The organism is Capnocytophaga sp. oral taxon 902 (assembly GCF_013394735.1).
In the GTDB taxonomy this organism is placed as follows: domain Bacteria; phylum Bacteroidota; class Bacteroidia; order Flavobacteriales; family Flavobacteriaceae; genus Capnocytophaga; species Capnocytophaga ochracea.
On sequence record NZ_CP058261.1, the window covers coordinates 134,317 to 148,900 of the forward strand.

Annotated in this window: 12 protein-coding genes; 5 read left to right on the forward strand and 7 right to left on the reverse strand. The window is 39.5% G+C overall.

Annotation, left to right across the window (positions count from 1 at the left end):
- Nucleotides 1-34 precede the first annotated feature (34 nt).
- From HW278_RS00520 to HW278_RS00540, 5 genes are all read right to left on the reverse strand, one after another.
- Entirely contained in the window at nucleotides 35-958 is a 924-nt protein-coding gene (locus HW278_RS00520) for a dihydrodipicolinate synthase family protein (RefSeq protein ID WP_128090685.1), read from the reverse strand.
- A 145-nt stretch (nucleotides 959-1,103) separates the two neighbouring features.
- Nucleotides 1,104-2,336, reverse strand: coding sequence for an MFS transporter (locus HW278_RS00525; protein ID WP_015783040.1), 1,233 nt, complete (start codon nucleotides 2,334-2,336; stop codon nucleotides 1,104-1,106).
- Nucleotides 2,337-2,470: 134 nt separating this feature from the next.
- Nucleotides 2,471-3,736, reverse strand: a complete 1,266-nt coding sequence (locus tag HW278_RS00530; RefSeq protein WP_178976601.1) for a cyclically-permuted mutarotase family protein — start codon at nucleotides 3,734-3,736, stop codon at nucleotides 2,471-2,473.
- A 6-nt stretch (nucleotides 3,737-3,742) separates the two neighbouring features.
- Nucleotides 3,743-4,912, reverse strand: a complete 1,170-nt coding sequence (locus HW278_RS00535) for an AGE family epimerase/isomerase (RefSeq protein WP_002672367.1) — start codon at nucleotides 4,910-4,912, stop codon at nucleotides 3,743-3,745.
- A gap of 1,029 nt (nucleotides 4,913-5,941) precedes the next feature.
- The gene (locus HW278_RS00540) at nucleotides 5,942-6,184 is read right to left on the reverse strand and encodes a hypothetical protein (RefSeq protein ID WP_178976528.1); all 243 of its coding nucleotides are present in this window, start codon (nucleotides 6,182-6,184) and stop codon (nucleotides 5,942-5,944) included.
- A gap of 91 nt (nucleotides 6,185-6,275) precedes the next feature.
- Here HW278_RS00540 and HW278_RS00545 point away from each other — a divergent pair, with 91 nt between their 5' ends.
- The 3 genes from HW278_RS00545 to HW278_RS00555 are packed head-to-tail and all read left to right on the forward strand — an operon-like array spanning nucleotide 6,276 to nucleotide 10,633.
- A complete protein-coding gene (locus tag HW278_RS00545) occupies nucleotides 6,276-7,001 on the forward strand; it encodes a copper homeostasis protein CutC (protein WP_178976602.1) in 726 nt (241 codons plus the stop codon).
- Nucleotides 7,002-7,019: 18 nt separating this feature from the next.
- The gene (locus tag HW278_RS00550) at nucleotides 7,020-8,231 is read left to right on the forward strand and encodes a metallophosphoesterase (RefSeq protein WP_178976603.1); all 1,212 of its coding nucleotides are present in this window, start codon (nucleotides 7,020-7,022) and stop codon (nucleotides 8,229-8,231) included.
- A gap of 32 nt (nucleotides 8,232-8,263) precedes the next feature.
- Nucleotides 8,264-10,633: an ATP-dependent helicase gene (locus tag HW278_RS00555; RefSeq protein WP_178976604.1), complete on the forward strand. Its 2,370-nt coding sequence runs from the start codon at nucleotides 8,264-8,266 to the stop codon at nucleotides 10,631-10,633.
- Between the two features lie 71 nt (nucleotides 10,634-10,704).
- Here HW278_RS00555 and HW278_RS00560 read toward each other — a convergent pair whose 3' ends face one another.
- Complete coding sequence (locus tag HW278_RS00560) at nucleotides 10,705-11,133, reverse strand: hypothetical protein (RefSeq protein WP_178976605.1); 429 nt, start codon at nucleotides 11,131-11,133, stop codon at nucleotides 10,705-10,707.
- 100 nt (nucleotides 11,134-11,233) lie between these two features.
- Between HW278_RS00560 and bshA the strand changes: the two genes are divergently transcribed.
- On the forward strand, nucleotides 11,234-12,358 hold the full coding sequence (gene bshA, locus HW278_RS00565) for an N-acetyl-alpha-D-glucosaminyl L-malate synthase BshA (protein WP_178976606.1): 1,125 nt from the start codon (nucleotides 11,234-11,236) through the stop codon (nucleotides 12,356-12,358).
- Between the two features lie 328 nt (nucleotides 12,359-12,686).
- Here bshA and HW278_RS00570 read toward each other — a convergent pair whose 3' ends face one another.
- The gene (locus tag HW278_RS00570; protein ID WP_178976607.1) at nucleotides 12,687-13,586 is read right to left on the reverse strand and encodes a GYDIA family GHMP kinase; all 900 of its coding nucleotides are present in this window, start codon (nucleotides 13,584-13,586) and stop codon (nucleotides 12,687-12,689) included.
- 66 nt (nucleotides 13,587-13,652) lie between these two features.
- Here HW278_RS00570 and HW278_RS00575 point away from each other — a divergent pair, with 66 nt between their 5' ends.
- Nucleotides 13,653-14,570 carry a leucine-rich repeat domain-containing protein gene (locus tag HW278_RS00575; RefSeq protein WP_178976608.1) on the forward strand — a complete coding sequence of 306 codons (918 nt, stop codon included), beginning with the start codon at nucleotides 13,653-13,655 and terminating at the stop codon, nucleotides 14,568-14,570.
- Nucleotides 14,571-14,584: the final 14 nt, after the last annotated feature.

Sequence of the window (14,584 nt, forward strand, 5' to 3'; positions counted from 1 at the left end):
AATGGGGTGGTAGGTTAATTACATTTTATATATACTACATTTGGTTACATTTGTTAAAGAAATCAATGCTTTCCAATTCTTTCTTAATGACTGCTTCCTCTTCATCAGTAATGTTTTGGAAAGGCGTACGATTGATACCTAAGTCTAAACCAAGCAACTTCATTATACGCTTGCCGCACACTATGTTGCCACGATATTTAGCAATTACATTTATCACGTCTTGGGCGTAGTTTTGCAACTCAGCAGCTTTGGCAATATTGCCTTTGTGATATTCATCTATGATACCTACCAATACCTTGCCTATATAGCTACCAGTACCGCTAATGCCACCACGAGCACCCCCCATTACAAGAGCATTGAGGATAGTCTCGTCTAAGCCGTAGAGCATATCGTATTTGCCATTGTTGTACAACATACATTGGTTGTACTCATAAAGTGGTTCGTAGGTGTATTTGATACCCGCTAAGTTAGGAATACGTCCGTCAGCGGCTTTAAGAAACGGCAACATAGGAAGGTACACCCCATTGAGCACAGGAATATGGTAAAAATAGAAAGGCAGATTAGGCGCTCCACAAGCTATTTCCTCGCAGTATTTCACCAGCTCCTCTACCCTACCCGCTTTGGGGAAAGGTGAAGCCATTGCCCCTATACCGAAAGCTCCAATTTCTTGGGCGTGCTGTGCCATTTTATGGCTATCTTTGATGCAGGTAGCCCCACAGTGTACAATCACTTTGAAGCCTTTGGGAGCTACTGATACCCATTTTTCGGCTATCTTCATACGTTCTTCAACCGTCATCATATAGCCTTCACCTGACGAACCATTGATAAATACGCCTATCAATCCATTTTTTTGCAAGAGTTTTGCATATTTATCAATAGGGTCTAAATTTACTTCTCCTTTCTTGTCAAAAGGTGTAAAGGGCGCTACTATCAGCCCATTAATTTTTTCAAATGTCATTTTATTTAGTTATTTATTCCTCTCCCTCTCCTTTCTTCCCCTCCCAAAAAGGAAGGGGAAGGGGAACCTCAAAAGCAATAATAAGGAGAGTGTTTATTAATAATTCTATTTCAATTAGCTCCTCCTTGGGAGGGGTTGGGGATTATTATTCTCCACACAATTCTCTCTTAGGTTTTAAGAATAACAACATCAGTACAATGGCTATTAAGATAATCACCGAGAGTTTGCTAAAATCAGCTCCTAAATTACCCGCATCGGTAGAAGTACCAAGCATTAAGGTAACAGCATAGCCCGAAAATACGCCTCCCATATTCATAATGCCATAAGCCGTAGCGCGTTGCTGTTGTGGAATAATTTGGCATAAGATAGGCATATTGTTGGTATCAAACATTCCGTAACCAATACCAAAAAGCAAGGTTGCCCCTATCATTGCTACATACGACTCTCCAAAGCCTATGAGTATCAAGGCAGGAATGGTAAGCCCTAAACCAATAGTACTAGTATAGATACGCGCTTTGATATTTGTCTGTACCCAGCGGTCGGACAATGTACCTCCTATGAGCACTCCTAAGAAAGAAGATATAGCGATAGAAATTGTTGCTATAGGTCCTGCGGTAGCCATCGGTACATTTAAGTTAGTAGCAAAGAGCGTAGGCAACCAGTTCTTAGTTCCCCAGCCTGGAAAGCTCGATGCCATAAAGTAGAACAAGAGTATCCAGAAAGAGAAAGTGCCAAACACAAGGGCAAGCGACGACAACAATGAGTTTTTCGGTGCTGACGTTGTTTGTGTAGTTGCTTGTGGTTTGCGCTCTATATCAAAGAGAGTAAATACCAAGAAAAAAGCATACACTATCCCTACCATACCAAACCAGTGAAACACAGTATGCCAAGTATAGTTAGAGGCAATAGTAGCTCCAAAGCCTCCTAAGGCTTGCCCTGCATAAAGCCCCGACATATGAATACCTATAGCCAAAGAGCGTGTTTTTGAAGTATGGTAATCGGCTATCATAGAAAGAGCAGTAGCTAAGTAAAGCGCTTCACTGAGTCCCATTAAGGCGCGCAGCCAATACACCTGATTAAAGGTTGTCGCATAACCCATACCATAAGTTACTGCCGACCATACAAACAGGCTCCCTACAATCATCCACTTGCGGTTCACGCGGTCGGCAATAATACCAGCCACAGGGCTCATCAATCCGTAGATAAGAAGGAAGACTCCCATCAGCCTACCAAAATTTTCTCCCACAGCAAGCTCTTTGATGTCCATTTTCATCGACTCCTGCATCGTGGAGAGCATTTGTCGATCTAAATAATTCAATAGTGCCACCACCCATAGCAATGCCACTACTATCCAAGGGTATATTTTACTGTTTTTCATAGTATCAATTGTTATATTGGTTTGTTAAAGAGCCTCCCTACGGTCAGAAAATCTAACAGATTAACAAAAGTTTGTTTGATTTTGTTTTTTTGATTGATTTCTGAGACATTGTCTCTCCCTTAAATAAGTATATACTATTTTACCACAACTTTAAAAGTTTTATTGCTACGTACACCCGGTTTTAGTTCTCCTTGCACGAGGTAGAACTCATCTGGAGAGCCTACTAAGGTAGCACCTGCTCGAGCGAAATCAGTTTGTGTATCGAGCACCGACCACTGTTGCGTGTGAGTATCGAACAGATAACACTCTTTATTGAAACGATAGTACTCAATAGGCTGTGTCATATAATGCGACATATAATCGTAGTTTTTCTGCTTGCGTGTCTCATCAGTGAGGGTAGTATCGCGACCTATATGATAGAGGTCGGTGATGGTTTTTAAGAAAAGTGTCGCATTTACACCTCCAAAACAAGCAATATAGCGGTTATCAATAGCCAAAGCTGTAGCTCCTGTGAGCGAAAATATCACTTTATCAGGACTTTCTTGTGTAGCTACTTTTTGCCATTGCTGTTGTTGCACACTATACCTCCACACAGCAGTAGAGAGGGTAGGCACGCGGGTAGCATCCCCCCCGAAAAAGCCTCCTAACAAGAATAAGTGTGTATCACCCTCTTGTTCCATCGCTACTAATACAGGTTGTACACTGGGCTCTTCGGGGAAATCAGGCAAGCGATGCCACTCTTTATCAGTAGCAGTATCAATATAATACACTTTGTTAGAGGGCTTTCCCGAAGCACTACCTCCTGCTACAAACACCTTGCTACCTATACTCGCACCTGCAAAGTTGTCGAGTGGTTCAGGCAAAGAAGGGAAAGAAGTAAGCGTAATGCCTTTTTCTTTTGAATACTGCACCTTATAGCAATTGGCTAAAGAGTGTGTAGCCGTCTGTCCTCCTATCCACAGATAGCCAGCAGGAATCGCTACCGATACCCCATACGCCGCTGCTTCAGGAAGTTTGCCCACTGTTTGCCATTGGTTTTGTGTTTTATTGAAGTGAAGTATTTCATCGTAAAACACTTTCTTTCCGCCTTCAAACCCGAGTTTATCAGGGAAGTTACACCCTCCTGCTACCAATAATTCACCGTTGAGCAGGGCAGCATAAGAAGCCGAAACGCCTTTCTGCAAATCGCCTTCCAAGCCTTGGGTGGTAAGTGTTGTAATATTAATTTTCATAGGTTGTTCTTTTTGGGTTTCTGTACAAGCCGTCAATACTATTAGATATAAAATAAGTAGTGCAGACTTTGCCAAAGGTGCGAGCCGCACGGGCAGGAAACTTTGGCAAAGTAGCTTAGACTTTGTCAAAGTTTTTCTGTTCATTATTTGTCTTTTATCATTAACCATTAACAATTAACCATTAATCATTGCAATTGTTTTCCACACTTGATATAAGCCACGTGGTACGTGGAAACAGCCCTTCCATTTACCGCCTTTGAGGTCTAAGAGCACTTCGCCTTGGCGGTTGAGGTACCCCCACCATTCGCGATGTTTAGGGTCTTTAAAATGTTCCCAAGTGTAATGATGCACTTTCTCAAACCACTGCAAGCACTCTTTATTACCAGTGAGTTGATATCCTTTTATCAGCGAGATAAGCGTTTCTATATGTACCCACCACAGTTTCTGATCCCATTCTAATTGTTGGGGCGGACAGCCTTTTCTATCCATAAAGTAGTAGATACCGCCATACTGTTTATCCCAACCGTAGTCAATCATTTTTAGAGTTGTTTGCACCGCCTTTTCGATGAGCTCAGGACGATTGAGACGCTTGCCTAAGTCCATTATAAACCACATTGCCTCAATGGCGTGACCGGGAGTAAGCTGACGACCTTCAAAAGTATCAGATAGCGAACCGTCTGCATTTACATTTTCTACTACGATGCCACCCAGTTCAGGGCGTAAAAATACGTCCATTACTTCGTGAATACAAGTATCCATCGTTTTCTCGATAAAAGCCTCGTCCAATAAGGGTTCTATCTCTAATGCCAAATTACAGAGAATCATAGGCAAGGCAAAGTTTTTAAGCGAACGAGTGCCTGGGTAGGCTTTGTTCCATTTTCCCTTAGGATTATCTTGTTTAGAAAGGATAATATCAAAAGTGCGTTTGGCTATATCGGCATATTCTTGATTGCCTGTGGCAATGCTCAACTGACCGAAAGCCATCGTAGCAAAGGTATAAGAGAAAATATTATAAGGTTCCACAAGAGGGTTACCTTGTCGGTCTAATGAAAAATACCAGTTTAGGTTTCCGTCGTGTCCGTATTTCTTGAGGAACTCTGCCCCTTGTATAGCACAGTCCAACCATTCTTGCCGTTTTTCTACACGGTTATAAAGCATTGCAAAGAGCCATACTTCACGCCCTTGTAGCCAAATAAACTTATCGGTATCAAATACATTTCCTTGGCGGTCAAGACAAGTAAAATAACCACCATATTCTTTGTCTTGCGATTTCTCTAGCCAAAACGGAATCACGTTTTGTAACAATTCATCGCGATATTGTTTTTCTAATTGTTTAAAATCCATTATTAAATAGTATCTTAGTTTTAATTGTGATTTAGTTTTTATTCTTCTTTAATCGACGGGGCAAAATAACAAATAAAAAATGATATGACCAAATATTTAATAAAGTTTTTTTATATATAAATTTTATGAAATGTTGATTTTAGGCATAACAAACTGATTTACATATATATTTGAATTAAACAAAAAGTATTATATTTTCGTATTATTTCGAAAAAACAACTATAAACAATCTTTTTATTTTCTATTTCATTCAAAAATCTATCATAAAGAATAATTTAAAATATTTTATTTTACAAATTCTACATAGCATAAAAACTACAATAATAAAACTTTTAATTAATAACAGCCTATTAATTTATTCGAAATAGAAAATAAAGCGCGTAATAATAAAATAGAAAGGTTATATTAATATGTATAAAGCAAAGCACATAACTTCGTACTATAATTTATTTCCAAGAATAAATCCATCATTTTCCTATTACAATAGAGTCTCTCTCTTTTCTGTTACACATTATATATTAGTCATTTACAAACCACTCCCTATATTCCAACACTTATATTACTTCACAAAACCTATTCTCTTTCATTGTTCCATTATCTGCCCGTATCACTCGCACCGTTGTTTGTATGAACATTGTCAAAATTTCAAACCTTTGGCAATGTTAAAATCCACTAATAACCTTCTTTTTATCTCTATCTTAGCTTTAACTTACCTTCACTTTCCCTTCGTCATTTGTTCGTCTTTACGTCGCTTTATTTTTCCCTTTGGAGCAGGTTAGGGAGAGGTTTTGTTCGTCTTTTCTCTATCTGCCCGTGTGGCTCGCACCGTCTTTTGTTCGTCTTTTGTTCGTCTTTTGTTCGTCTTTTGTTCGTCTTTTGTTCGTCTTTTGTTCGTCTTTTGTTCGTCTTTTGTTCGTCTTTACGTCGCTGTAGTTCCCCCTTTGGAGGAAGCCAGCGAAAGCTGGGTATGTGTAAGGCGGAGGTTACCTTTGTCTTTTCTATATCTGTCCGTGTAACTCACACTGTCTTTTATTCATTATAGACCCACTGTAGACCCACTGTAGACCCACTGTAGACCCACTGTAGACCCACTGTAGACCCACTGTAGACCCACTGTAGACCCACTGTAGACCCACTGTAGACCCACTGTAGACCCACTGTAGACCCACTGTAGACCCACTGTAGACCCACTGTAGACCCACTCATCATTCGCCTTTCCGTCGCCACACCTCCCTTACTGTCTTTATCAAAGTTGAAATCCCTCTTCCACATTACATTCGTCATTAACCACTAACCATTAATTAAAATTTTGCTCATTTGCTAATTATTCTCTACCTTTGCACTCCAAATTAACAAAGACATTATGATTTACGAAATATGTGCCAGCTCATTCGAGTCGGCTAAAAATGCACAAGAAGCAGGTGCTACTCGCATTGAATTATGCAGTGAATTGGGAGTAGGAGGCATCACTCCCAGCTACGGATTGATTAAAAAAGTAATGGACGAACTGAGCATCGGCAATTGTGTGCTGATACGTCCACGCAGTGGCGATTTCACTTATACCGAAGAAGAATTCGATGTAATGTTGCGCGATATTGTTCTTTGCCGTGAGCTGGGTTGTATGGGCGTAGTAACGGGTGTATTGCACCGCAACAATACCATCGATGAAGAACGCACCGCACGCCTCATTGAAGCCTCTGGTGATATGGAATTTATCTATCATCGCGCTTTCGACTGTGCCCCCGACCCCATTGTAGCTATTCAAACCTTGAAACGTTTGGGAGTGAAACGCATTCTCACCTCAGGAGGTAAGAAATCGGCTATTGAGGGGCTCGCTCTTCTAAAAGAACTCAATCGCATTGGCGGAGGACAACCTACTATTATGCCCGGTGGTGGCATCAATGCGCAAAGTATCGTGCAGATAAAAGCTGCCGGTTTTACCGAAGTACATTTCTCAGGTACTGTTTTCGAAGATTTAGGTACTACCTTACCTTTCTCGTTCAAAACAGAAAGTTTTTTAGATGAAACCAAAAGACCTATTTCTAACGTTAAAGTTATTCGTGAGATTATTAGCAAATTAGCAAATTAACGAATAGGCAAATATTCTATGATTTATATTATACTTATCAGTATCTTTACGCTGTATTTCTTATTGAGTTTTTATGCTAGCAGAAGTTTAAAGACTCTTGCCGCAGCACGATGGATACATTGGACTTTTTGGGGAATAGCAGTAGCGATTGTTCTCAACCTCCTTTATCATTGGTTCAACAGAGGTAAAACGGTGTGGAGTGCTCCTCAGCAATATGCTGTGGCAGGACTGCTTACGTGGCTCATCATCTGCTTGTTTGTCAGTTTACCTTTGCTTATAGAAGATATTACTCGGCTTATACGCGCTCTTTTCAGCAAGAAAAAGCAAAACGCTCCTCGTTTGCCCTCGCGACGCAAGTTTATCAGTATGCTGGGTTGGGGCTTGGCGGCTATTCCTTTTGCCTCTATCCTCTACGCTATTTTTAAAGGAAAGTACAATTACAAGGTATGGAAGTATACCCTTTATTTTCCCGACCTTCCTAAGGCGTTCGACGGCTATCGAATTACTCAAATCTCTGATATTCACTGTGGGAGTTTTGACAATTATGAAAAGATACGTTATGGAGTAGAACTTATCAATGCTCAAAAGAGTGATGTCATTCTTTTTACGGGCGATTTAGTAAATAACTTGGCAGAGGAGGTTCACGATTGGAAAAGCTTGTTTGCTACGTTGCACGCTCCTGATGGTGTCTTTTCTATTATGGGTAACCACGATTATGGCGATTACTCTTCTTGGGAAAGCGTTGAAGCCAAGCGCAAAAACTTAGAACACTTGTTTGATTTACAAAAGGAAATGGGTTGGGACTTACTCCTCAATGAACATCGCTATTTAGAACGCAATGGCGAAAAGATTGCCCTTATAGGCGTTGAAAACTGGGGGCGCGGCAGGTTCTCTAAATACGGCGACCTCAATAAAGCTATGGAGGGGGTAAACGAAGAAGATTTTAAAATACTGATGAGCCACGACCCTACTCATTTTCAAGAAATTGTTTTGCCCGAGAGAAAGAACATAGCGCTCACCCTTAGCGGTCATACACACGGAATGCAGTGTGGGATTGAAATACCCCAATGGCGGTGGAGTCCCTCACAATATATTTATAAATATTGGGGAGGTATGTATCAAGAAGGAGCACAATATTTAAACGTAAATCGTGGGTTTGGGTATCACGCATTCCCTGGAAGGTTAGGCGTATGGCCTGAAATTACTGTCATAGAACTCAAACGAGGATAATATACATACATCATACTTTTGCGAAGATTATTATGGATACATTTTTAAAGGAATTAGAAAGTCTAAATGCCCCTCAACGTGCTGCCGTGCTTCAAAAAGATGGACCTATCATCGTGATAGCAGGAGCAGGCTCTGGTAAAACTCGCGTGCTTACTTATCGTATAGCCAACTTGATGCGAGAAGGAGTAGATGCTTTCAATATCCTTGCTCTTACCTTTACTAATAAGGCTGCCAACGAAATGAAAAAGCGTATTGCCAGTCTTGTAGGCAACAACGAAGCAAAGAACCTATGGATGGGTACATTCCACTCTGTTTTTGCTAAAATCTTGCGCATCGAAGCCGATAAATTGGGATATCCTCAAAATTTTACTATATATGACACTCAAGACTCTCAGCGCCTTATTAATGGTATCATTAAAGAGATGGAGTTGGACAAGGATATCTATAAGTATAAACGAATACAATCGCGTATTTCTTCCTTTAAAAACAGTCTTATTACGGTGAGAGCCTATTTTAATAATCCTGAACTGATGGAAGCTGATGCAATGGCAAGACAACCACGTTTAGGAGAAATTTATCAAGAATATGTAGATAGGTGTTTTAAAGCAGGAGCAATGGATTTTGACGATTTACTGCTGAAAACAAATGAACTCCTCAATCTATATCCTGATGTATTGGCAAAATATCAAAATAGGTTTAGGTATATTCTTGTAGATGAGTATCAAGATACCAATCACTCTCAATATCTTATCGTGAAGGCTTTGGCTGACCGTTTTCATAACATTTGTGTAGTAGGAGATGATGCGCAAAGTATTTATGCTTTTAGGGGAGCAAACATCAATAATATTCTCAATTTCAAAAATGATTATCCAGAAGCAAAAGAATATAAGTTAGAGCAAAATTATCGTTCTACAAAAAACATTGTGGAAGCAGCTAATAGTGTGATAGAACACAATAAAATACGATTGGAAAAGGTAGTTTTCACTGAAAATGAATTAGGTGAACCTATTAAAGTGCATAGAAGTCCTACTGATGCTGATGAAGGTCGTTTTGTAGCGAGCTCTATCTTCGAAAACAAGATGCAATACCAGCTCCCTAATGGTAATTTTGCGGTACTTTATCGTACTAACTCACAATCGCGTGCTATTGAAGATGCCCTTAGAAAACGTGATATTCCATATCGCATCTATGGCGGATTGTCATTCTACCAGCGTAAGGAAATCAAAGATATGCTTGCTTATTTGAGACTTATTATCAATCCAAATGATGAGGAAGCTTTGGTGCGCATTATCAATTTTCCTGCACGAGGTATTGGAGAAACTACAATGGAAAAGCTTACTTTGGCAGCAAATCATTATAAGAAGTCTATCTTCGAGATAATGTATAACATCAATAAACTTCCAGAACTGCACATCAATACTACTACAAAGCAAAAACTTACTGATTTTGTGGTAATGATTCTTAACTTTCAAGCTCTCAATCAAAAAGCAAATGCTTTTGAAGTTGCCGAACAAGTCGCAAAGAAAACAGGGCTTTTGCAAGAGTTTAAAAAAGATGGTACTCCCGAGGGTATAGCCAAAATGGAAAACATCGAAGAGATGCTTAATGGTATGAAAGATTTTGTAGAAGGACAAGAAGATGTAGCAGATAGCAGGGCAAGTCTTTCAGAATATTTAGAAGATGTTGCTTTGGCTACTGATATGGATAAAGAGATAGGTGATGATGACCGTGTAGCTTTGATGACTATTCACTTGGCAAAAGGATTGGAGTTTCCGTATGTATACGTGGTAGGAATGGAAGAAGATTTGTTTCCTTCGGCAATGAGCATACAATCGCGTAATGATTTGGAAGAAGAAAGAAGGTTATTTTATGTAGCACTCACCCGTGCTGAGAAACAAGCCTATTTAACTTATGCAGAAAACCGTTATCGTTGGGGAAAACTTTCTGATGCCGAGCCAAGTAGATTTATCGAAGAAATAGATGAACGCTATTTGCAGTATCTTACACCTTCTATTTCTAATCCTAATTATCGATATAAACCACTTATTGATAGGGATATTTTTGGTGAAGTAGATAAAAGTAAACTACGTTTGCAGAAACCTATAAGTGGAATACCTCCTCATAAAAACGCCCCAACAGGAGAAGAACAACAAAAACTCAGGAAGTTAAAACCTGTGAATGCTTTGTATAATTCTGATAGTAATAATAAAAATACTTATAACGGACTGGATATAGGAACAGTAGTTTATCACGAACGTTTCGGTCGTGGTAAAGTAATTTCATTGGAAGGAGCAGGAAATGATAAAAAGGCGCAAATAAATTTCGAGACAGGAGGCTTAAAAAATATATTATTACGCTTTGCTAAACTAACTATTATTGATAGTTTGAACGAAGATTTATAACCCGCTTTACCTATTCGTCATTTCAAATTAAAGAGCATTATAGCTTTTAAGCTGAGGTACCAATTCCTCTTTTATTTGTTATAATTCACCCAAATAGCTGTACCCCCTCCTTTGTGGTCGTAAATAGATTTAATAGTTCCCCAAGAGAAAGTGCGTTCCTTGCCTATATGTGCTGTAAGCCATTGGTCATAGTATTTTTCAGTCTGCAATTCGTATACTTCACTCCAATCGTCCCACGAGGTTTGTTTTTCATTCTTCATTGCAAAACCTAAGAATTTTAGCTGTTCTCCTTCAAAACAAAGCGACACATTAAATAACTTCCCCTCAAAAGAACAATCGCTGAAATACAACCAATAATAGCCTGTCCCTACGTCCCATACTTCGTTATTAGGAAAACGTTCTCTAAGAATTGTAAAAGTAGTATCAGCAGTGATGGTCTCTCCTTTTATAAGGAGAAAATCGCCGTTTTTAATATTTATAAAAGAATCTAAAGTTTTCATATAGAACACTATTTAGTGAGTACAAAGATATAATTTTTTGTTAATATTTTCAATACCCACAGAAAAATTAGTACCTTTGCCTCTCTAATATATATCAAATATGAATATAGCCATAGTGTGTTACCCTACCTTTGGAGGGAGTGGTGTTGTAGCTACCGAACTCGGGATTGCCTTAGCTCGCAAAGGTCATCAGGTGCACTTTATCACGTATAGTTACCCCGTGCGTTTAGACTTCTTGGAGATGAACATTCACTTTCACGAAGTGCACGTAGAAGAATACCCCTTGTTTCACTACCAGCCTTACGAACTAGCATTGTCTAGCAAAATGGCTTATGTGATAAAAACCTATCACATAGATATTTTGCACGTGCATTACGCCATTCCGCACGCTTATGCAGGTTATATGGCTAAACAAATGCTCAAACGGGAAGGGATAGAAGTGCCTATGGTAACGACCCTTCACGGCACCGATATTACCCTTGTGGGCAACCACCCTACTTACAAAGAGGCAGTCACGTTTAGCATTAACGAATCGGATATTGTAACTTCAGTGTCCGAGAGTTTGAAGCAAGATACTCTAAGACTTTTCCGTATAGATAAAGATATTAAAGTAATTCCTAACTTCACAAATATTAAAAAATCCAAAGAAACTTCTCCTTGCAAACGCACTGTAATGGCAAAGCCTGAGGAACTCATCGTTACACACATTAGTAATTTTAGGAAGGTAAAACGCATAGACGATGTGGTGAGAATTTTTTATGGCATTCAGCAGAAACTTCCCGCTAAGCTGATAATGGTAGGCGACGGACCTGAGCGCGAGATAGCCGACCAGCTCTGCAAGGATTTAGGCATCAAAAGCAAAGTGCTGTTTTTAGGTAATACCTCTGATATAGACCGCATTTTGTGTTTCACCGATTTATTCTTACTCCCTTCTGCCTCTGAGAGCTTTGGACTTTCGGCATTAGAAGCAATGGCAGCAGGCGTTCCGGTAGTATCGAGCAATACCGGAGGACTTCCAGAAGTGAATGAAGAGGGCGTATCGGGCTATCTGTGCCCCATAGGCGATGTAAAAGCAATGGCAGAGAAGGCTATTTACATACTTGAAGACAAAGCCCGATTGGCACAATTTAAACAGAACGCCCGCAAAGTAGCTGAACGTTTTGACGAGGATAAAATAGTGCCAATGTATGAAGCACTTTACTATAGTGCTATCGGCAATGAATAGGGAAAGTACTTTTGCGTTTTTTCTGTTAAAAATAGTTAAAACAGCAATTTTTCTTCAAAATAAGACAGTAAAATGTTTTTTAGCTCCAAATTTATAAAGTACTGAAAAACAGTACAACTAAACATTATCGTATCTTATAGGTAACTTATAGGAAACTCGAAGCTAAAGCGAAGGAAAGACGAACCTAAGACGAAGGAAAGACGAAGGAATGAGCTTACTATACTGAATATCAGAGGGAGATAAGACGATTTTAAAATGTTGAATAAATTAAGGGTAAAACCTCAATTTTAACAGAAAAAATGCAACAGTAGCAATTCAGAGGTTTATGTTATACCATTTCGTTGTAAGGGACGCAAGTATCAAAACCTTTGGAAGCAAAATAAGCGGGGGTATCTTCGGTTTCGGAAATGGCTAATACAAAATCACCACCCCAAGCGCCCAAACTCTTCACTGTGCCGTTGAAATCGGGGAAAAGGTGTTCTTTAACGGTGGGCATACTCAAGTAGTTGCTAATGAGGGTTTCGTGTTCGTTTAATATCTGGCAAACATCGGTTATGGTGTGCGCTAAAACAAACTGTTCAGTAAGGCGAGTAATGCTCTCAGCAAGTTTACGTTTACTTTTAGTTACTGACCGATAACGCGCAATTCCGTCCTTGCTATTTTGTTTCTGATTGAGATAAACGAAGTAGATTTGATGCGTATGAGGAAAAAGAAAGCGCAAAGGGTAACCATGTGGTTTGCCTCCTTCCAACTTATACAACAATGGAGTATTGCTTTTGGCACAAGCGATATCGTAACCACTGCCACCAAAACTCTTAAAAAGCAGTTCGTATGGATTTACGGCTGCCCACTGCGCTATATTGTTGATGAGTGTAGAGGAAGTGCCTAAGCCCCACAAACGAGGGAACTCTAAATGAGTTTGCACTTGAGAGTGTAACCATTTGTCTTTGAAATTGGGGTTGAGGTGAGTAGCCGTAGTGAGAATTTTTTGCAATGTTTGTGCTATTTGTTGGTCGGTTTCAGTAGTGAGTGTCGCACTGTCGAACCACAAATCACCGTTGGCATCAAAGGCTTGCCATCGGTTTTCGTTTGCTCCCTCTATTACCTTCATCGTCTGTCCTTTTTGGGTGGGTAAAGCAAAAGCGAGCGCCCCGTCGAGCACTGCATATTCGCCCGTAATGAGCAATTTACCATTACTATGAAAAGAATAAGTTTGTGTTACTCCCATATTTTTTATATCTTTGCACTCTGAAAGGACAAAAGTAATAATTATTTACAGATAAAAAATAGAACAATGAAAAAAATAAAACAACTTTTATGCGTGTTTGCCCTCGCAATTCCGTTTGTTGCAGGGGCACAATCTATGCAAATAAGAATTGCCACTACCAGCGGAGATGAAGAAAGTTTTAGGAGCGCTGAGGAGCTTATGAAGACTAACTTTGCTAAGCTAAAAGAAGTTAGAATTTATAGTAATTCAAGTAATGAAGTGCAAGTAAGTGAGGCTTTATTAAGAAGGCTTTTCAGTGAAGCTCAGCAACTTGAAGTATTGGAAATAAAGGAAGTGGGGATAGCCTCTTTTCCTGAGCTAAGTGTTGAAAATAAAACACTAAAAGTATTGGTGTTACGCCTCAATAACCTAAGCAAATTACCTGAGAACATCGGCAGTCTTTCGGTTTTGCAAACTATAGATATCTATAACCCGATTACCGAAGTACCTGCGTCACTTATGAACTTAAAACAGTTAGAAAATTTGAAGTTTGAAGGAGCTGAATTTACAGATTTCCCTGAGCAAGTATTTGCCTTGCCTAAATTGAAATCACTTATCATCAGTCAGTTTGACACGAAGAACAAAATAAAAGTACTTCCTGATAACTTCGACAAGTTGCCACTACTTGAAGAACTATCGTTGCGCAATGCTGCACTTAGCGAAGTACCTGCCTCAGTAGGACGTTTACCAAAGTTAGAAAACGTATACTTCAATGCGAACAACCTCACTAAATTACCACAAGCATTGGCTGAAAATCCACGATTAACTTACGTGAATATCAACGACAATCCGCTTGATTTCAAACAGTTTATAAAATCAATAGAGAAAATACAGTGGAAGGGTGTTTTGTACATCAACAACCGTAATTTCACTACTCAGCAATACGAAGAAGTAGAAAAACGCTTGCCCAGAATAAGCGTATTCTACACTCAGAGAGAAGAATAAGTACCCTAAAATGC

Bases quoted from the DNA above. Each gene is read 5' to 3' on its own strand.
- HW278_RS00555 (WP_178976604.1), top strand. From the start codon at position 8,264: ATGGATACATTTTTAAAGGAATTAGAAAGTCTAAATGCCCCTCAACGT.
- bshA (WP_178976606.1), top strand. From the start codon at position 11,234: ATGAATATAGCCATAGTGTGTTACCCTACCTTTGGAGGGAGTGGTGTT.
- HW278_RS00550 (WP_178976603.1), top strand. From the start codon at position 7,020: ATGATTTATATTATACTTATCAGTATCTTTACGCTGTATTTCTTATTG.
- HW278_RS00575 (WP_178976608.1), top strand. From the start codon at position 13,653: ATGAAAAAAATAAAACAACTTTTATGCGTGTTTGCCCTCGCAATTCCG.
- HW278_RS00540 (WP_178976528.1), bottom strand. From the start codon at position 6,184: ATGTGGAAGAGGGATTTCAACTTTGATAAAGACAGTAAGGGAGGTGTG.
- HW278_RS00570 (WP_178976607.1), bottom strand. From the start codon at position 13,586: ATGGGAGTAACACAAACTTATTCTTTTCATAGTAATGGTAAATTGCTC.
- HW278_RS00560 (WP_178976605.1), bottom strand. From the start codon at position 11,133: ATGAAAACTTTAGATTCTTTTATAAATATTAAAAACGGCGATTTTCTC.
- HW278_RS00545 (WP_178976602.1), top strand. From the start codon at position 6,276: ATGATTTACGAAATATGTGCCAGCTCATTCGAGTCGGCTAAAAATGCA.
- HW278_RS00530 (WP_178976601.1), bottom strand. From the start codon at position 3,736: ATGGTTAATGATAAAAGACAAATAATGAACAGAAAAACTTTGACAAAG.
- HW278_RS00525 (WP_015783040.1), bottom strand. From the start codon at position 2,336: ATGAAAAACAGTAAAATATACCCTTGGATAGTAGTGGCATTGCTATGG.
- HW278_RS00535 (WP_002672367.1), bottom strand. From the start codon at position 4,912: ATGGATTTTAAACAATTAGAAAAACAATATCGCGATGAATTGTTACAA.
- HW278_RS00520 (WP_128090685.1), bottom strand. From the start codon at position 958: ATGACATTTGAAAAAATTAATGGGCTGATAGTAGCGCCCTTTACACCT.